General features: G+C 73.8%; 14 protein-coding genes. 7 read left to right on the top strand and 7 right to left on the bottom strand.

Annotation, left to right across the window (positions count from 1 at the left end; genetic code table 11):
* Nucleotides 1-134: 134 nt before the first annotated feature.
* The gene (locus ACZ67Q_RS12625) at nucleotides 135-1,079 is read right to left on the bottom strand and encodes a helix-turn-helix domain-containing protein (protein WP_471181063.1); all 945 of its coding nucleotides are present in this window, start codon (nucleotides 1,077-1,079) and stop codon (nucleotides 135-137) included.
* A 62-nt stretch (nucleotides 1,080-1,141) separates the two neighbouring features.
* Here ACZ67Q_RS12625 and ACZ67Q_RS12620 point away from each other — a divergent pair, with 62 nt between their 5' ends.
* Nucleotides 1,142-2,665, top strand: a complete 1,524-nt coding sequence (locus ACZ67Q_RS12620) for an alpha/beta hydrolase (RefSeq protein WP_471180210.1) — start codon at nucleotides 1,142-1,144, stop codon at nucleotides 2,663-2,665.
* Between the two features lie 9 nt (nucleotides 2,666-2,674).
* Here the strand turns inward: ACZ67Q_RS12620 and ACZ67Q_RS12615 are convergent, their stop codons facing one another.
* The 3 genes from ACZ67Q_RS12615 to ACZ67Q_RS12605 all read right to left on the bottom strand — a co-directional run bounded on the left by ACZ67Q_RS12615 (nucleotide 2,675) and on the right by ACZ67Q_RS12605 (nucleotide 5,577).
* Complete coding sequence (locus ACZ67Q_RS12615; RefSeq protein ID WP_471180207.1) at nucleotides 2,675-3,205, bottom strand: GNAT family N-acetyltransferase; 531 nt, start codon at nucleotides 3,203-3,205, stop codon at nucleotides 2,675-2,677.
* 45 nt (nucleotides 3,206-3,250) lie between these two features.
* Nucleotides 3,251-4,117, bottom strand: a complete 867-nt coding sequence (locus tag ACZ67Q_RS12610; protein WP_471180204.1) for an SGNH/GDSL hydrolase family protein — start codon at nucleotides 4,115-4,117, stop codon at nucleotides 3,251-3,253.
* Between the two features lie 275 nt (nucleotides 4,118-4,392).
* Nucleotides 4,393-5,577: a PP2C family protein-serine/threonine phosphatase gene (locus ACZ67Q_RS12605; RefSeq protein WP_471180202.1), complete on the bottom strand. Its 1,185-nt coding sequence runs from the start codon at nucleotides 5,575-5,577 to the stop codon at nucleotides 4,393-4,395.
* A gap of 170 nt (nucleotides 5,578-5,747) precedes the next feature.
* On the opposite strand from ACZ67Q_RS12605, the gene ACZ67Q_RS12600 reads away from it, so the two are divergent.
* The 3 genes from ACZ67Q_RS12600 (at nucleotide 5,748) to ACZ67Q_RS12590 (ending at nucleotide 12,823) form a co-directional block, all read left to right on the top strand.
* Nucleotides 5,748-7,508 carry an MOSC domain-containing protein gene (locus ACZ67Q_RS12600; RefSeq protein WP_471180199.1) on the top strand — a complete coding sequence of 587 codons (1,761 nt, stop codon included), beginning with the start codon at nucleotides 5,748-5,750 and terminating at the stop codon, nucleotides 7,506-7,508.
* 106 nt (nucleotides 7,509-7,614) lie between these two features.
* Nucleotides 7,615-9,048, top strand: a complete 1,434-nt coding sequence (locus ACZ67Q_RS12595; RefSeq protein ID WP_471180196.1) for an aminotransferase-like domain-containing protein — start codon at nucleotides 7,615-7,617, stop codon at nucleotides 9,046-9,048.
* A gap of 1,162 nt (nucleotides 9,049-10,210) precedes the next feature.
* Nucleotides 10,211-12,823: a SpoIIE family protein phosphatase gene (locus tag ACZ67Q_RS12590; RefSeq protein WP_471180193.1), complete on the top strand. Its 2,613-nt coding sequence runs from the start codon at nucleotides 10,211-10,213 to the stop codon at nucleotides 12,821-12,823.
* A 162-nt stretch (nucleotides 12,824-12,985) separates the two neighbouring features.
* Here the strand turns inward: ACZ67Q_RS12590 and ACZ67Q_RS12585 are convergent, their stop codons facing one another.
* Both ACZ67Q_RS12585 and ACZ67Q_RS12580 read right to left on the bottom strand, forming a co-directional pair.
* A complete protein-coding gene (locus ACZ67Q_RS12585; RefSeq protein WP_471180190.1) occupies nucleotides 12,986-13,834 on the bottom strand; it encodes an aldo/keto reductase in 849 nt (282 codons plus the stop codon).
* Nucleotides 13,835-13,870: 36 nt separating this feature from the next.
* A complete protein-coding gene (locus ACZ67Q_RS12580) occupies nucleotides 13,871-15,058 on the bottom strand; it encodes an MFS transporter (protein WP_471180188.1) in 1,188 nt (395 codons plus the stop codon).
* 54 nt (nucleotides 15,059-15,112) lie between these two features.
* Here ACZ67Q_RS12580 and ACZ67Q_RS12575 point away from each other — a divergent pair, with 54 nt between their 5' ends.
* Both ACZ67Q_RS12575 and ACZ67Q_RS12570 read left to right on the top strand, forming a co-directional pair.
* Nucleotides 15,113-15,856: an AraC family transcriptional regulator gene (locus tag ACZ67Q_RS12575; RefSeq protein ID WP_471180185.1), complete on the top strand. Its 744-nt coding sequence runs from the start codon at nucleotides 15,113-15,115 to the stop codon at nucleotides 15,854-15,856.
* 82 nt (nucleotides 15,857-15,938) lie between these two features.
* Nucleotides 15,939-16,424 carry a flavin reductase family protein gene (locus tag ACZ67Q_RS12570; RefSeq protein ID WP_471180183.1) on the top strand — a complete coding sequence of 162 codons (486 nt, stop codon included), beginning with the start codon at nucleotides 15,939-15,941 and terminating at the stop codon, nucleotides 16,422-16,424.
* Between the two features lie 311 nt (nucleotides 16,425-16,735).
* On the opposite strand, the gene ACZ67Q_RS12565 is transcribed toward ACZ67Q_RS12570, so the two are convergent.
* Nucleotides 16,736-17,452 carry an SDR family oxidoreductase gene (locus ACZ67Q_RS12565; RefSeq protein WP_471180180.1) on the bottom strand — a complete coding sequence of 239 codons (717 nt, stop codon included), beginning with the start codon at nucleotides 17,450-17,452 and terminating at the stop codon, nucleotides 16,736-16,738.
* Between the two features lie 188 nt (nucleotides 17,453-17,640).
* On the opposite strand from ACZ67Q_RS12565, the gene ACZ67Q_RS12560 reads away from it, so the two are divergent.
* On the top strand, nucleotides 17,641-18,432 hold the full coding sequence (locus ACZ67Q_RS12560; RefSeq protein WP_471180177.1) for a VOC family protein: 792 nt from the start codon (nucleotides 17,641-17,643) through the stop codon (nucleotides 18,430-18,432).
* Nucleotides 18,433-18,443: the final 11 nt, after the last annotated feature.

The following is an 18,443-nucleotide window of genomic DNA, read 5'->3' as shown; positions in this document are numbered from 1 at the left end:
CAAGCGAAGTAACCGTTAATTACGTAGGTGAAGCCACCGTCTCGACCTCGCAAGCGAAGGCGTCCCACGTGCCGGTGAAGGTGCGGGAATCGTGTGCCCGCCAGGAATGTCCGGTTCCATTTCTGCCGTGTGATCTACGCCGCTCCGGCGTTGTCCGCCTCCAGTGCCGTCCGCAGCCAGCCGTCCGCGGCCCCCGGAGTCGGCTCCGGCCGGCCGCCCGGGGCCGAGATCACCACGGCCGTCAGCTCCCAGTACCGGTCCAGGCGCGGCTCGGCCGCGAGCAGCCCGGCGAGCCGCCGGCGGAAGTCCCGGGTGTCCCGGGCGCCGTAGGCACTCGCGTACGCCGCCACGTAGGCGTCCAGCGCCTCACCGGGCCGTGGCGTCCGCTCCAGGCGCAGCTGCGGACCGGTCAGTTCGTACGCCTCTGCGAGCCCCGTGTACAGCACGGCCGCCCCGCCGGGACCGGCCACCCGGTGCACGTCCGGCCGGGGCTGGGTACCGCCCGGGCAGGGGCTGCTCGTCATGGCGTGCAGCCGGGCGAAGGCGAGCACCTGCTCCGGAGCCGGCTCGGCGGGCGGCTGCGGAACCGCCACCTCCATGAACGCGGCCGTCGCCCGGGCCGGCATCCGCGCCGGCAGCCAGCCCCGCCAGAAGCGGGCCAGAGGGTCCGTGCTCGGCAGACCGGCCACCGCGCCGAGCAGCCGCACCCGGTCGGCCCGCTCCCCGGGCGGACACTCCTGCACCAGCCGCAGCGCCGCCTCCCGCCAGCGCAGCGCCCGCAGTTGAGAGCCGAGATCGCGCAGCCGCCCGGCGACGGCGTCCTCCAGCGCCGGACCGGCCGCCTCCTCGTCGTCGAGGATCCGGCGCACCTCGGGCAGCGGCAGGTCCAGGGCGCGCAGCGAGCGGATGAGCCGGAGCCGCTCCAGCGCCTCGGGACCGTACCGGCGGTGTCCGCCGCCGCTGCGACCGGCCTCCGGCAGCAGACCTCGGTCGGAGTAGAAGCGGACGGTCTTCACGGTGGCGGCCGCGCGCTCGGCGAGCTCACCGATGCTCCACAAGGCCTCGTGCGATGCAGACAGTTGAACCTCCCCCAAGAGGAGTTCCTACGGTACCGGCCGTCACCCCGAGCAAGGAGACGATCATGACGGTGTTCATCATGGTGGCGGGCGCGTTCACCGGCGCCCACGTGTGGGAGGCGACGTCCGCGCGGCTCGCCGAGGCGGGCGCCGAGGCGCACGCGGTGTCCCTCACCGCACTCGACGCGGACCGCCCGGCGGCGGGGATCCGCACAGATCTGGAGACGCACATCGCGGACGTGCTCGCGGCGATCGACGCGGTGGCCCCGGCGTCCGGCCGGCAGATCGTGCTCGTCGGCCACGACTACGGCATCCATCCGGTGCTCGGTGCCGCCGACCGGCGCCCGGAGCGCATCGCCCGCGTCGTGTACCTGGACGCCGGTCTGCCGCGCGACGGCGTCCCGGCCCTGGCCGCCGTACCGGACCAGGAACTGCGCGCCCGCCTGGCCGAACGGGCCGAAAGAGGGGAAGAGGAGGGCGAGTTGGCGCCTCCTGCGACCCGCGAGCAGTGGCAGCGCTGGGGGAGCATCGCCGGGGTCCCGGACGCGGCGCTGGACCGGCTGACCGCGCTGGCCGCTCCGCAGCCGCTCGCCACCCTGCTCCAGCCGCTGCGGCTGACGGACGCGGTCGCCGCGGTGCCCACCACCGGCGTGCTGTGCACCGGCAACGGGGTGAGCGTTGACCTGGTGCAACGGCTCGTCGACTTCGGCGATCCGGCTCTCCAGGCCCTGGCCGGCCCCCGGGTCTCGTTCTTCGAACTGCACACCGGTCACTGGCCGATGCTGTCGTGCCCTGCCGAACTGGCCGAGGTCCTGCGGGCGGCGGCAGCCGGCGAGGGCCGCCGCCTGCGCCCGGCCGCCCTGAGTGAACCGCCTGCCCATCTGCGCCCGTTCCCGCTGGAGGTACCCGAACTGCCCCGGGAGAGAAAGGGACATGTCGACCTGTACGTCCCCGACGCCGACGGCCCGCGCCCGGCGGTGGTGTTCGTGCACGGCGGCCCGCTGCCCGCGGGATCCCGGCCCACCCCGCGCGAGTGGCCGACCCTGGTCGGGTACGCCCGCCTGGCCGCCGCCGACGGCATGGTCGGCGTGACCCTGGACCACCGGCTGCACGACGTCGGCGACTACGGGCGCGCCGCCGCCGACGTCACCGCAGCGGTGGACCTGGTGCGGGCCGATCCCCGGGTGGACGCCGACCGGATCGCCCTGTGGTTCCTCTCCGGTGGCGGCCTGCTCACCGCACCCTGGCTGGCCGCGCCCCCACCGTGGCTGCGTTGCCTGGCCGCGTCCTACCCGATCCTGGCCCCGCTGCCCAACTGGGGCCTGACCGACACGAGGTTCCAGCCGGCCCGTGCGGTGGAGAAGGCGGGCGCACTGCCGCTCGTCCTCCTGCGCGCCGGGCTGGAGGCGCCGGAGATCGCCGCCACCGTCGAGGAGTTCGTGACGGCCGCCGAGGAGTGCGGCGCGGACCTGGAACTGGTCGACATCCCCGCCGGCCACCACGGCTTCGAGACCCTCGACCCGCCCGAGGAGATCCGCCCGCCCCTGCGCCGCGCGATGCGCTCGGTGGTGCGCCACCTGACCGACTGACCCCGGCTGTCAGGCGGACGGGGCACGCCGGACGGAGTACAGCGCCTGTGGGGCGTCCCACTCCACGAAGGTCTCGGTCAGCCGCATGCCGACGGCTTCCAGCAGCCGGCGCGAGCGGAGGTTGGCTTCCTGGGTGACCGCGACGACCGTGGGCTCGGCCGAGGGCACGTGGTCGAAGGCCCAGTCGACCGCGGCCGACACGGCCTCACGGGCGTACCCGTGTCCCCAGTGCTCGGGCAGGAAGGAGTACGACACCTCGCGGCGGTCGTCGAACCGGGAGGCCGGATCGACGGACACCGAGCCGAGGACCGCCGCCGTGCTCCGGGCGGTGACGGCGAACACGCCGGGCCGACCGGCGAAGTGCCGCAGACAGGCCCCGAGTCGCTCCTCGGCGACCGGCCCGCCGAGATACCGCCGCACCTCGGCGTCGGTCCACAGCCGGATGAAGTCCGGCGCGTCGGCGGCCTCGGCGGGGCGCAGGAGCAATCGGGGCGTGTGCAGCACACGCGGCCAGGACGCGGCAAGCGGCGACGAGGACATGCGGGTGATCATCGCATCGCCGCCCCGTTCAGGCCGTGCGCCGGGTCAGCCGAGGCCGAGGTCGCCCATGGTGCGTTCGGCCATGTGCCGTTCACCGAGCGCGTTGGGGTGGACCGGCACGATGTTCTGCCCGAACAGCAGCGGCTCGATCCAGCGCGTTCCGGGGGCCTGGCAGGCGTCGTGGCCCTCGGACGCCTCGCTGAAGTCGACGTAGGCGGCTCCGGTCTCCTCGGCGGCGCGCGCCACGACGGCGTTGAGATGGGCCTGGATCGCACGCAGGTAGGGCACATCTCCTTCGGCGAGGGGGAGTTTGACGAAGCAGGACGCGTCGAACGTCCGCGGGACGATCCAGGGGTATCCGAGGGCCGCCACGCGCGCGTGGGGCGCCTTCGCGCGCACGCCGGCGAGCGCGGCCTTGAGCGCCGGGTAGGTGTTCGCCTCGATCTGGTCGTCGAAGGACGTGCCGTACTTGTCCTTGCACGGGCTGCCCTTGCCACCGCTGAGCACACCGGCCGTGCCGCAGGACACGACGGCGTTGATGAAGGTGTTGTTGTCGTTGCCGCCGATCGTCAGCGTCACCAGGTCGGTGCCCGCACCGACGGCGTCGAGCTGCGGGCCCGTGCCCGGGTACTGCGCCTGCGTGAAGTCCTTGGTCTGGGCGCCGCCGCAGGTCACGTCGGTCAGGCGGGCGCCCGTCCGATCGGCCAGGACGTGTGGGTAGTTGGCCGTGGACCGCAGGCACAGCAGGTTGGTGGGGTCGACGGGCAGGACCCCCGATCCGGCGCTGTAGCTGTCGCCGAGGGCCACGTAGTCGAGCGGAGCGGTGGTGGCGTGGGCGGGAGCCCCGGTGAAGCTCAGGGCCACGGCCGCGGCTGTCGCGGGCATGACATGACGCAGGGCATGCTTCGGCATGTGCTCTCTCTTTCTCGGGAAGCGCACGCGCGAGCGCGGGCACGGCTGTGCCCGGGCGGCGTGCAGGGGGAGCGAGAAATGCGGCTCGAGCAGAAAGGAGGTGCCTACGGCCGTGTCATGAGCGTGGGGGGCGCACGGCGACGGCCGGGGAGGACCGCCCGCAGGGTTACTGCACGGTTCTACCGCTAAGTAATGTGCAGCCGGTGAGACAGCGAGTCAACAAGCCGGACGGAAGTTCTTGAAACGCTGACCACCGGCCCCGCAGCGCGGACCGGTCACGTCACGGTCACCGGCGGCTGCCACTCGAACATCAGGATCGTCGCGTCGTCCCGCAGCCGGCTGGCCTGGCCGTCCAGGATCGAGTGGATCAGACGCCGGAGCGTCTCCGCGGCCAGTTCTCCGGACGCGGTGGCCCGGATGACGTAGTCGGCGAACCGCTGGAGCCCGAACAGCTCCCCGTCCGGGGTCCGCGCCTCCGTGACCCCGTCGGTGTAGAGGAGCACCCGGTCGCCGGGTTGCAGCGCGATCTCGTGGGTGTGCCGCTCCCGGGTGGACAGCAGCCGCGCCAGCCCGAGCGGCGGGTCGGGTTCGCGCTCCAGCGCGTCGACGATCAGCCGGTTGTCGCGGATCAGCAGCGGCGCGGGATGGCCGCAGTTGCTCCAGCGCAGTATCCCCGTGGCCAGGTCCAGCTGGGCCACGACGGCGGTGCAGAACTGCTCGGGCAGCCAGGTCGCGAGCGCGCTGTCGACGCTGTTGACCAGATCGGGCAGGTCGAGCTCGCAGCGGCGGGCGTTGCGGCAGGCGGCCAGCGACACGGCACTGGTCAGCCCGGAGGCGAGGTTGTGACCCAGCGAGTCCAGCACGGTCGCGTGCAGCATCGTCTCGGTGAGCGCGTGGTCGAAGGCGTCGCCGCCGATCTCGTAGGCCGGTTCCAGGACGGCCGTGGAGACGGCCCGGGAGTTGCCGATCGTGCGCGGCGGGAGGAAGGCGCGCAGCATCTCGGAGGGCAGCTGCATCCGGTCCGTGCGGGTCCGCCGTACGAAGGAGTCCTGGTACGCCCGCCGTGAGGTGATCATCATGGCCAGGAGCATGGCCAGCGCCCGGCCGCGGGTCAGGGAGGCGGCGGTGAGCGCGGGGGTGTGCACCGCCAGGACGCCCAGCCGTTCGGCGCCGTCCAGCAGCGGGAACCAGGCGATCATCGCACCGGTCTCGGACTCCTCCACGCGCAGCGACTGGGTGCGGTAGCTCCACCCGGCGAGCGAGCCGTCGATGGGCAGCGTGGACGTCACGTCGGTGAGCGGGATCAGGTGGCGCTGCTGCAGATCGGCGAGATACACCACGGACTGCTGCAGACCCAGGGCCTTGGTCACGCGGGCCGCCGCGGTGCCCAGGTCCAGAGTGGAGTTGGCCGGGTCGGCCAGGAACTGCTCCAGCAGGTCGTCGCCGGTCTCTGGCGTCATCACCACCCGTGCTCCCCTCGTCGCGCCCGCGGCGGTCACCGCTCAGCAGTCTCACACCGCACGTGGCGCGACGCAGGGCGGGAAGGGCCGTATGGAGGCGTCCACCTGCGGAGTCTTTGTCTTTGGACAATGCCTTGCATGCTCGCAAATTGTACTGTTACTTTCTCCGCATGACCCACATCTTCGGAGAGCTGCTCTCGGTCAACCTCGGGCAGGCGCAGCCGATGACCGTCCAGGGCGAGACGATCGTCACCGGCTTCGACAAGCGCCCCGCGCCGGGCGCCGTGCTCGTGGGCCCTGACGGCCTCGTCGCGGACGACCACGTCGACGACGCCGACGACCGCGACCGTGCGCTGCTGTGCTACCAGCTCCGTCACTACGACGACTGGCGCCGCGAACTGGGCCGTGACCTGGCGCCCGGCACCTTCGGCGAGAACCTCACCGTCGACGCTCCCGCGGACGACGAGGTCGCCGTCGGTGACGAGCTGCGCATCGGCGAGGTCCTCCTGCGGGTCACCCAACCGCGCATCCCTTGCCGCAAGATGGCCGTCCGGCTCGGCGAGGAGGACTTCCCGGCCCGCTATCTCAGCAGTGGCCGCGTGGGCTTCTTCTGCCGCGTGCTCCAGCCCGGCCCGATCCGGGCCGGCGACAAGATCGAGCGGGTGCGCCGGGGCGAGGGCGGTCTCACCGTCGCGGAACTGGCCCGCGTCCTGCACCGGGAGCGGCCCGACGAGGCGGCCCTCGCCCGCGTCCTGCGGTGCGCCGCGCTGCCGCCGCTCCTGCGCACCAAGGCCGAGGGGCTGCTGGCCCGGGCCCGCGGAACGCAGGAGGGATGGCGGGGTGAGCGCGCCCTCGTCGTCACGGGCCGCCGCCAGGAGGCCGCGGACGTCGTCTCCTTCGACCTGGCCGACCCGGACGGCGAGCGGCTGCCGGACTTCGCGGCCGGGCAGTTCCTGACCCTCTCGCTCGACGTCCCCGCGGCGCCGCGGCCCGTGGTGCGCACCTACACCGTGGCCGGACGCACCGACGACGGCCTCGGCTACCGCATCGCCGTCAAGCGCGAGCCGGCCCCGTCCGACGTGCCGGGCGCCCCCGCGGGCGTCGCCTCCGGGCATCTGCACTCGGACATCGCGGTCGGCGCGCGGCTGCGGGCGCGGGCGCCACGCGGCCGGTTCGTGCTCCGGCCGGGCCGCCGTCCCGTCGTGCTCGTCAGCGCGGGCATCGGCATCACCCCGGTGCTGGCGATGCTCGACGAACTCGCCGGGCAGGACGGCGAGTCGGCGCGTCCGGTCCACTTCGTCCACCAGGCCCGCTCGTCGCGCGAGCTCGCCTTCGGGCCGTACGTGCGCCGGCTGGCCGGATCCCGGGACGGGCTCCGCACCCACCTGCTGTTCAGCCGCCCCGCCCCCGAGGACACACCCGGACGTGACTTCGACGAGACGGGTCGGCTCACCCCGGAGGTTCTGGAGCGGATCCTGCCCTCGCTCGACGCGGACTACTACGTCTGCGGGCCCGCCGGCTTCATGGCCGACGTCGTCGCCGCCCTGGCCGGTCTGGGCGTCCCCGCCGACCGGGTGCACCACGAGTTCTTCGGCGCGGCCCGGCCTCTGAACGGCGAGGAGCGGGCGGAGGGGCAGGCGGACACCGGTCCCGTGGCGCGCGACGCCGACGGACAGCCGGTCACGGTGACCTTCGCCCGCTCCGGGGTGACCGTGCCCTGGCGGGAGAACACCTTCAGCCTGCTCGCCCTCGCCGAACAGGCCGGCCTGCGTCCCGACGCCTCCTGCCGCACGGGCCTGTGCGGCACCTGTGTGACCGGTCTCGACGACGGCGAGGTCGCCTATGTGATCGAACCGACGGCCCCTGTGGAGCCGGGACAGGTCCCCGTGTGCTGTGCTCGTCCCACCACAAGCGTCATGATCGACCTGTAACGGTCCCCGGGTACGCCCGTGACGGGCCCCCTACGAGCACCATCCGCGACGCCCGGGCGAGCAGACGCCCGGGCGAGCAGACGCCTGGACGAGAAGAAGGAGAGCGATGGCGGCCGATCCCCGCCTGTTCGCGCAGTTGCTGGCCGACGACGGGACGAGTGGGCCGGTCTACCGGCGCATCGCGGAGACGATCGCCACCGCGGTGACCACCGGCCGGCTGTCGGCGGGCGACCGCCTGCCCACCCACCGTGAACTGGCCCGAGCGCTCGGCGTCGCCGTCCCCACCGTCAGCCGCGCCTACCGCGAGGCCGAGGAGCAGGGCCTGGTCAGCAGCACCGTGGGACGCGGCACCTTCGTCGCCGGCGCCTCCGGTATCCCGCACCTGCGGGACACGCCGGACCCCGGCGACGCCGACGCGCCCGTCCGTCACGACATGGCGGTCAACGCCCCCGCTCGGGGCCGACACGAGGAGCTGCTGCGCCGCACCCTCACGACGCTCGCAGGCACCCCCGACCTGGGCGCGCTGCTCGGCTACGAGTCCGACATCGGCGCCTACGAGCACCGGCGCACCGCCTGCGGCTGGCTCGCCCGCAGCGGCCTGGACGTCGGCCCGGACCAGGTGGCGATCAGCTCCGGCAGCCAGCACGCCCTGCTGGTGGCCTTCGGTGCCGCGCTGCGCGCCGGCGAGACCCTGCTGACCGAGGCGCTGACCTACCCCGGCGCCAAGACCGCCGCCCAGCTGCTGGGCATCGGCATGTCCGGCGTCGCCATGGACGGCGAGGGCCTCATCCCGGAGGCGCTGGAAGAGGCCTGCGCCGCCGCCCCCTCCCCGCGCGCCCTGTACTGCATGCCGACGGCCCACAACCCGACCGCCGCGACCCAGCCCCTCGGCCGCCGCGAGGCCATCGTCGAGATCGCCCGCCGCCATGACCTGGTCATCATCGAGGACGACGTCTTCGGGCTGCTCTCCGACCACGCCGGCCTGCCCCCGCTGGCCGCGCTGGCCCCCGAACGCACCCTCTTCCTCACCAGCCTGTCCAAGACTCTCGCACCGGGCCTGCGCTGCGGGTTCCTCGCCGGACCGCCCGAGCTGGCCGGCCGCCTCGGCGCGCTCATCCGCGCCACCGTCTTCAACCCGTCCCCGCTCGCCACCGCCGTCGCCCTGCGCTGGCTGGAGGACGGCACCGCCGAGCGCCTGCTCGACTGGCAGCGCCTGGAGATGAGCCGCCGCCGCGCCGCCGCCGTACACCTCCTCGCCGAGGCGCCGGCGGTCAGCCACGTCCGGGCCGACGCCCTGCACACCTGGGTGGAACTGCACGCGCCCTGGACCGCTTCCGAGGCGCTCGCCCTCGCCGACGGCCAGGGCATCTCCGTCAGCCCCACCCTGTACTACAGCGCCACCGACCAGCCGCCGCCGCGCGCGTTCCGGCTGTGCCTCGGCAACGCCCCCGACGTGGGGACGCTCACCGGCGCCCTGCGCGCCCTGACCGGCGCCCTCTCCCGCGGCCGCCCGACCTGGTCCGCCGACACTCCTGTGTAGAGGAGAAGTGGAGGGGGAAGCCCAGGGAGACGGGGAGTGACCGGGCCAGGTCGTGGCACAGTCCAGCGGGTCGCTGCGACAGCTTCCGCAGCATGGACCAGGGGTCCGACGAGATCAGCGTCGTTCGGTCTCTCCCTCTCCCCGTCCCTGTTCCTGTCCGCGTCGCGCCGAGGCCGACGTTGTGATGTCCCGTACGACCGGGCAGGCCGACGCCAAGGTCACCCTTACCCGGCGCCATCAGGAGACGCCGACGAAGGGAGCCAGGTGCAGCCACGCCGGGCTCAGGGCGTCGCCGGTCCCGGGCGCCGGGCGCCGGGCGCGGGCGCTGGGCGCGGGGGCCCGGCCCTCGGCACCCGGCCCCGGCCCCGGCGCCGGCCGTGGGCGCCGGCCCGGCATCCCCGGACGACCGCCCTCGCGCCAGGACGGTCGGAACGTGCCGCATGTCGTCTGTCCCGGCCCGCGGCCCGCTCGCCCTCGCCCCGGCCCGCTGGGGCCGCGTGCCGTGCGACGTCGTCGGCCCCCGGCGGTCCGCCGCCGACGAACTCGCCGGGAACCCGGGGCACGCGGTCGAGTCAGCGATGCTCGTGACGGCGGCCCCGAGGCGAGTCAGCGAGGCTCGTGCCGGCGTTGCACGCGGTCGCGGCAGGGTTACGCCGGACGGCGGCGGCAAGGAGTCGCGGCGGCGTTGCCCCGGACGGCGGCGGCCCGCTGTCACGACAGCGCTGCCCCGGGGCACGACGGCCCGCGGTCGCGGCGGTGATGATCCTCGCGGCCGTCGCCCGCGTGCGCCGCAGCTCTGCTCCTCACGGCGGCAGCCGGTCGCTGCGCCGGACCGCGTGGCCGTTGCCCCGGACGGGCCGTCACCGTTCGCCCGTCGCGGAGGTGCGGTGCTACAAAGGGGGACATGGGCGGACGGTCGCGCTGGTCCCGGGCGAGGGCCGCGCCGCCGCCGAGCGGCGCACGGCGGCTGCGTGATGCGCCTCGGCCCCCGGGAGACCAAGAAACCCCGGAAGCCCCGAGAAGGCGGGGGCGCCGGGGAACCGCCGCAGGCCGTGAGGACCGCGACGGCGCGACGGACCGCCGGTCACCGGGTCACCGTCTGTCGCCGTCGCTGAGCGTCCGCACGTTCGCCACCCAGGTCTTCCTGCTCCAGGCGCTGATCATGCTGGTGCTCGTCGCCGCGGCCGCCACCGCCCTGGTGGTGCAGGGCCGCTACGACGGCGAGCGCAACGCCAGGAACCGCTCCCTCGCCACCGCCGAGGCGTTCGCGCACGCGCCCGGCACCGCCCTCGCGCTGCGCTCACCCAACCCCAACGCGCTGCTGCAGAGGCCGGCGGAGCAGGCGCGCCACGGATCCGGCGTCGACTTCATCACCGTCCTCGACAAACGCGGCGTGCGGCTCACCGACACCGACCCCTCCCTGATCGGCACCCGGGCCCAGGGCGTCGAACGGGCCGCCGCGGGCGAGGCGTTCACCGAGACCTTCCACGGCGAGCCGTCCGACGCCGTGCGCGCGGTGGTGCCCGTGACCGACGCCAGCCGCCGGGTGGTCGGCATGGTCAGCGCCGGCATCCAGGTCGAGACCCTCGGTCACGTGCTGAACCATCAGGTGCCGGTGATGCTCGGCGCGTCGGCGGTGGCGCTGGCGCTCGCGACCGGCGGTGCCGCCCTGGTCGGCCGCCGGCTGCGCCGGCAGACGCACGGCCTGGGTCCCGCCGAGATGACCCGGATGTACGAGCACCACGACGCCGTCCTGCACGCCGTGCGCGAAGGGGTGCTGATCATCGGCGCCGACGGACGGGTGCTGCTCGCCAACGACGAGGCGCGCCGGCTGCTGGACCTCCCGGCGGACGCCGACCAGCGGCAGGTCACCGACCTCGGGCTCGGCCCCGGCCCGACCCGCATCCTCGCCTCCGGCGAGGCCGTCTCCGACCAGGTCGTCCCGGCCGGGGACCGGCTCCTCGCGGTCAACACCCGGCTGACCGAGCCGTACGGCGGCGTCCAGGGCCTGGTGGCCACGTTCCGCGACACCACCGAACTGCGCGCCCTCTCCGGTCAGGCCGAGGTGGCCCGCGGCCGGCTGACCCTGCTGTACGAGGCCGGGGTGCGCATCGGCACCACGCTCGACATGCGGCGCACCGCGGAGGAGCTCGCCGAGGTCGCCGTCCCGCGCATGGCGGACTTCGTCACCGTCGAGCTGCTGGACTCCGTCCTGCGCGGCGAGGAGCCCTCCGGCGCCGTGAAGCAGATGCGGCGCACCGCGCTCAGCGAGTCGCAGACCGGGCATCCGCTGCAGCCGGTCGGTGATCTGATCCGGTTCGTGGCGGCCGACACGCCCATGGTCGCCGCCCTGCACGGCGGGAAGGCCGTCCTCGTGACGGACCTGCACACCGCGCAGGACTGGCGGGCCCACGACCCGGCGGGGGCGCGGCGGGCCCTGGACTACGGCATCCACTCGCTGATCACGGTGCCGCTGCGGGCGCGTGGTGTGGTCCTCGGCATGGTCAACTTGTGGCGCGGCGAGGGTTCGGCCGCGTTCGAGGAGGAGGACGTCGCGGTCGCCGAGGAACTCGTGGCCCGGGCCGCGGTGGCCATCGACAACGCCCGCCGCTACTCGCGCGAGCACGCCATGGCCGTCACCCTCCAGCGCAGCCTCCTTCCCCGCGACCTGCCGGAACAGGACGCGCTGGAGGTCGCCTGGCGATACCTGCCGGCGCAGTCCGGCGTGGGCGGCGACTGGTTCGACGTCATCCCGCTGCCCGGCTTCCGGGTGGCGCTGGTCGTCGGTGACATCGTCGGACACGGGCTGCACGCGGCGGTCACCATGGGCCGGCTGCGCACGGCCGTGCTGAACTTCTCCTCGCTGGACCTGGCCCCGGACGAGCTGCTCGGACATCTCGACGAGATGGTGGCGCGGCTGGACACGCAGGCGGAGACGGCGGACACCGCCCCGGCCCCGCTGACCGGCGCCACCTGCCTGTACGCCATCTACGACCCGGTCGGCGGCCGCTGCACCCTGGCCCGCGCCGGGCACCTCGCCCCGGCGGTCGTGGACCCGCAGGGCCGGGTCACGTTCCCCGACGTCCCGGTGTCGCCGCCGCTCGGCGTCGGCGGGTTCCCGTTCGAGTGCGGCGAGCTGGAACTGTCCGAGGGCAGCCGCCTGGTGCTGTTCACGGACGGGCTGATCGAGGACCGGGGACGCGACATCGACGACGGCCTCGCCATGCTGCGCACGGCCGTGGCCGCCCCGGGCGGCACCCCGGAGGAGACCTGCCGGGCGCTGATGGACACGATGCTGCCCGCGCACCCCACGGACGACGTGGCGCTGCTCGTCGCCCGGACCCGGCTGCTGGACCCGGCCAAGGTGGCCACCTGGGACGTGCCGTTCGACGTGACGGAGGTGTCGCGCGTCCGGTCCGAGGTCGGCCGCAGGCTCCAGGAGTGGGGGCTGGAGGAGGAGTCGTTCACCACGGAACTGATCCTCAGCGAACTGCTCACCAACGCCATCCGCTACGGCGCCCCACCCGTCCGGGTGCGCCTCCTGCTCGGCCGCACCCTGGTGTGCGAGGTGTCGGACGGCAGCAACACCTCACCGCGGCTGCGCCGGGCCGCCACCACCGACGAGGGCGGCCGGGGCCTGTTCCTGGTCTCCCAGTTCGCCGAGCGGTGGGGCACCCGGTACGCGGCGCACGGCAAGGTGATCTGGGCCGAGCAGAACCTGGGCGGCACGGCCCTGCCGGACGCGACGCTGCTGATCGACGAGATGGCGTGGTGACCCGGCCGCCGGATGGCGAGGTGACCAGGCCGCCGGTGTGACCGCCGAGATGGCGTGGGTGACCAGGCCGCCGGTGTGACCGCCGAGACGGCGTGGTGACCAGGCCGCCGGTGTGGTCGCCGAGACGGCGTGGCGACCCGGCGGCCGGTGGTGACCTACGGCTCAGGACTGCAGGGTGACGGTGCCCAGCCGGCTGACCATGGCCGGGTCGCGGTGGTCGAAGAACAGCGACGCCCCGGTGTCCAGCGCGGCGATCGCCGCCATCTCCTCACCGGTCAGCTCGAAGCCGAACACGTCGATGTTCTCCGCCATTCGGTCGGCGCGCACCGACTTGGGGATGACGACGACACCGCGCTGGATCAGCCAGCGCAGCACGACCTGCGCGACGGACCTGCCGTGCGTGGTGGCGATGCCGGCGAGCACGGGGTGGGTGAAGAGCTGGTTGCGGCCCTCGGCGAACGGCCCCCACGACTCGATCTGCACCCCGCGCTCACGCATGAGCTCCTGGTCCGCCGTGCGCTGGAAGAACGGGTGGGTTTCGATCTGGTTCACCGCGGGCGTGACCTCGTTGTGGTCGATCAGGTCCACCAGGCGGTCCGGGTAGAAGTTGGACACCCCGATGGCCCGCACCAGGCCGTCGCCCAGCAGTCGCTGCATCGCGCGCCATGAGCCGTACACGTCGCCGTACGGCTGGTGGATCAGGTAGAGGTCGACGCGGTCAAGGCCGAGCTTGCGCAGCGAGGTCTCGCAGGCACGCCGGGCCCGGTCCTCACCGGCGTCGGAAACCCACAGCTTGGTCGTGACGAACAGTTCCTCGCGCGGGATGCCGCTGCTCCTGATCGCACGGCCCACGGCCTCCTCGTTGCCGTAGGCGGCCGCGGTGTCCAGCGACCGGTAGCCCGCGGCGAGGGCGTCGCTGACGGCCTGCTCGGTCTGCTCCGGCGGGATCTGGTAGACGCCGAAGCCGAGGATCGGCATCTCGACGCCGTTGTTCAGTGTGACGGTCTGCATGCGCTGTCCTCAGGTTCGACGGGATTCGGTGCACGGTTACCCAATGGACGGCGTCGTGTCCCGGTCGGTGCTCCAAGTGGGCACGACGGGCGTGGCCGGTTCGGGCAGGGTGCGCAGCAGCTGCCAGCTCAGCGCCGGCATGAGGATCAGCGGGGTCAGCGCGGTGCGCAGCGATGTCGCGTCGGCGAGGGCGCCGACGAGCGGGCTGACGAGTCCGCCGACGCTGACCGTCAGCCCGAGCGTGATGCCGCTCGCGGTGCCGATCCGGCTCGGCAGATAGTCCTGACCGAGCGTGACCTGGAGCGAGAACGGCACGTACAGCCCGATCGAGGTCAGCGCGACGAAGCCGAAGAGGACGGGACCACGTGCGAGGACGACCCCGGCGACCGCGCCGACGCTGAGCAGGTACGACCACCGGGACACCGTCACGCGGTCCCAGCGGCCGGCCAGCATCCCGCCGAGCACCGAGCCGGCCGCGCCGCCGAGGTACAGCACGAACAGCGCCGCCGTGCCCGCCCGAGTACCGCCGTGGGTGCGCTGCTCGACGTGCAGGGCCACGAACGTGCTCAGGCCGGTGAAGACGACGGAGCGGCACACGACGACGCACGCCAGCTTCACGAAGGACGCCGTGTCGTCCCGGCCGGCCGCCACCGCCGTATCCCGGCCGCCCCGTCCGCCGCGACCCAGCGCGCGCAGGACGGGCAGGCACAGCGCGCAGCCGACGGCGGCCGGTACGGCGAGGAGGGGCGTCCAGCGCAGCCCCGCCGGCGCGACGACGGCGGCGACCAGCAAGGGAGCGGTCGCGAAACCCAGGTTGCCGCCCAGCGAGAACCAGGCCATCGCGCTGTGACTGCCCCGGGAGGCGATCCGGGCGACACGGGCGGACTCCGGGTGGTAGGCGGCGACTCCGATGCCGGAGAGCGCCACGAACGCGAGCGTCAGGGCGTAGGAGCCACCGAGTCCGCTGAGCGCGACGCCCAGCCCGCCCAACAGCGTGCTGCACGGCAGCAGCCATGGCAGCGGCCGGCGGTCGGTCAGCAGCCCGAACAGCGGCTGCGCCACGGACGACAGCAGGGAGGCGGCGAGCACGATCCCGGAGACCGCGGCGTAGCCGTAGGCGCGCTCGGCGACGAAGAACGGGACGAGGGACGCCACGGCGCCCTGATAGACGTCGACACAGGCATGGCCGAGGGACAGCAGCGTGATCGATGAGTTCCTGCGCACTTGTTCATGCTCGACGCCACGCCTGGTGTCGTACTTCCGATAATCTGCCAATCAATGACGAAGATCCGCCACACGCCGGTCGCGCCGACCCGCACCCAGCGCCTGGCCCCGGGGACCGGGATCGACGCCCACCGGCACGAGGACCACCAGATCGCCTACGCCGGTCGCGGTGTCCTGGCCGTCACCACCGACGCGGGGTCCTGGATCGCTCCTGCAACCCGGGCCATCTGGATCCCGGCCGGGACGGTGCACGCCCACCAGGCCCACGGCGACCTCGAACTGCACCTGCTGGGCCTGCCCACCACGGCGAACCCGCTCGGCCTGGACACGCCGACCGTGCTCAGCGTCGGCCCGCTGCTGCGCGAGCTGATCATCGCCTGCACGCACACCCCCGGCACCGAAACCCCGGAGCGGCGGCGCCTGCTGGCCGTACTGCTCGATCAGGTGCGGGCCGCGCCCCAGCAGCCGCTCCACCTGCCCATGCCGGCCGAGCCCCGGCTGCGTGCGCTGTGCTCGCTCGTGCGCGCCGATCCCTCCGACGGCCGCACCCTCGCCGAACTCGGCCGCGAGGTCGGGGCCGGTGAACGCACGCTCTCCCGCCTGTTCCGCACTCACCTCGGCATGACCTTCCCGCAGTGGCGCACCCAGGTCCGCCTGCATCACGCATTGGTGCTGCTGGCCGAGGACATCCCGGTCACGACGGTGGCGCACCGGTGCGGGTGGGCGTCCGCCAGCGCCTTCATCGACGTCTTCCGGCGCACCTTCGGCCACACCCCGGGCCGCCACCAGGCGTTGTGACGGGGGATCCGGGCAGTCGTAGGGTGACCGGTGGAAGCGTGCCGTGGGGCCGGCGGTGGCCGGGGACGGGAGTGCATGGGAGATGGCGGGCGCCGACGCGTTCATGGACCGGCTGAACCCCGAGATGTGCGTGGTCACGGCCGCGGCGGGACAGGAGCGGTCGGGCTGCCTCGTCGGGTTCTCCGCCCAGTGCTCCATCCAGCCGGCGCGGTACGCGGTGTGGCTGTCCAAGGCCAATCACACCTACGGCGTGGCCCGCGCCGCGGACCGGCTCGCCGTGCACCTGCTCACCCGCGACCAGCATGAACTGGCCGCGTTGTTCGGCGGGGAGACCGGCGACAGCGTCGACAAGTTCGCGCGGGCGCGCTGGCGCCGGGAGGACGGCGGCGCGGTCGTCCTGGAGGATGCGGCGGCCTGGTTCGTGGGCGTCGTGCGGGACGTCCTGGACAGCGGCGACCACGTCTGCTTCGTCCTCGAACCTGAGCGCTGGGGCGCCCGGGACACCGACGCGCCGCTGCTGCGCCTGCGCGACGCGCTGGACATCGAGCCGGGGCATCCGGCGGACTGAACCGGCGACCGGCAACCGGCGGACTGAACCGGCGACCGGCGACCGGCGACCGACGACCGGCGCGGCGGTGTGACGGTGTGACGTCGTGGCGGTCGCCGGGGCGACGACGACGTGACGGCCTGCGCTTCCGGCATGACGGCCCGGCAGTTGACGGCGTGACGGCGTGACGGCGTGACGGCTCCGTGGCTCCCGCTCGCGACGGCGTGGCGACCCGGGCGGCTCCGCCGCGACGGCGTGGTGATCCGGCGGCTCCGCCGCGACGGCGTGCTGCCCCGGCAGCTCCCTGCGCGACGGCGGGACGGTATCGGCCGTCAGCGCCCCGGGATGCTGCCGCCGCCGTCCACACCCAGCATCTGGCCGGTGACGAAGCCGGCGTCCTCGCCGAGCAGGAACGCGATCGCGGCCGCCACCTCCTCGGGCCGCCCCAGCCGCCCCACGGGCAGCGACCGCAGGACGCGGGCCTCCGCCTCGCCGCCGGCCTGGTGCGAGGCGCGGAACAGTTCCGTCTCGACCGGCCCCGGCGCGACCGCGTTGACGGTCACCCCGTCGGTGGCCAGCTCCAGCGCCCAGGTCCGCGTGAGCCCCACCAGCGCGCTCTTCGCCGCCGCGTAGCTGCTGCGCCGCCGCGCCCCGAACACCGACCGGCTGGTGACATTGACGATCCGGCCCCAGCCGCGCTCCCGCATCCCGCTGACGAACGCCTGGGTGACCTGCACGGCGGCGCGGACGTTCAGGTCGAACACCGACCGCAGGCTGTCCAGGGAGACCTCGCCCAGCGGCTCCGGCACGGCCACGCCGACGTTGTTGACGACCGCGTCCACCCGGTGTTCGGCGGCGATCGCCGCGAGGACCCGTTCCGTCCGCTCCTCGTCACCGAGGTCGCACGGGTACAAGACGCCGGGGAAGTCCCCCTGCGCACCGGAGCGGGCGATGCCGAGGACCCGGTCCCCTCGCTCCGCCAGGCGCCGCGCGGTCGCCAGCCCGATCCCCTTCGACGCGCCGGTGATCAGCACGGTCCTTCCCGCCATACGACCCGCTCCCTCCGCTCGTCCGCCAGACCCGTCGATCATGCCACCGGGGGCGTGGGACGGGTTTCCGGGCCTCGCCGGCACCAGGAGCCGTCCAGCGCGCGACTGTCACGCGCGATCGTCAGCGCGCGATTGTCAGTGGGCGGTGTCACTCTGGGTGGCAGCGAACCTACGGAAGGGAACCGACCGTGATCACCACTGACCTCGCTCCCGGCGTGCCCTGCTGGATCGACCTCGGCGCCCCGGACATCAAGGCCGCCGCCTCCTTCTACGGCTCGGTGCTCGGCTGGGACTTCGAGCCGATGGGCGGCGACATGGAAGGCGGAGCGCTGCGCAAGGACGGCAAGACCGTCGGCGGCCTCGGCAGGCTGACCGAGGAGGGGGCGCGCTCGGCCTGGATGATCTACTACTGCGTCACCGACGCAGAGGCCACGACGCAGGCGGTGCAGCGGGCCGGCGGCAAGGTGCGCGTCGAGCCCCGTGACCTGGGCGACTGGGGGAAGATGGCGCAGTTCACCGACCCGCAGGGCGCTCAGTTCGCCGTCTGGCAACCGGGGCAGAACACCGGCTTCGAGCTGGTCGGCGCGCCCGGATCGCTGTCCTGGACCGAGCTCTACACGACCGACGCCGCCGCGGCGAAGGAGTTCTACGGCTCCGTCTTCGGCTGGCAGTACTCCGACATGGAGATGCCGGGCGGCGAGGGCGCGTACACCATCATCACGCCCTCCGGGCTGCCCGAGGAGCGCATGCAGGGCGGCCTGATGCAGCTCCGCCCGGCGGACCTCAGCCTGACGAGCGGCCGGCCCTACTGGCACCCGGTCTTCGACGTCCCCGACTGCGACGCCGCGATCGCCAAGGTCACCGAGGGCGGCGGCAGCGTGCAGATGGGGCCGGCGGACATGGAGGGCGTGGGCAGACTCGCCGTCTGCCTCGACCCGTTCCAGGCGGACTTCGTCGTGCTCGCCCCCGCCCAGAGCTGACGCGGCCGCCG

The organism is Streptomyces sp. NPDC036813 (genome assembly GCF_055609245.1).
The sequence above is the reverse complement of the archived record's forward strand: the minus strand, read 5'-3'. Positions and strand labels throughout refer to the sequence as shown.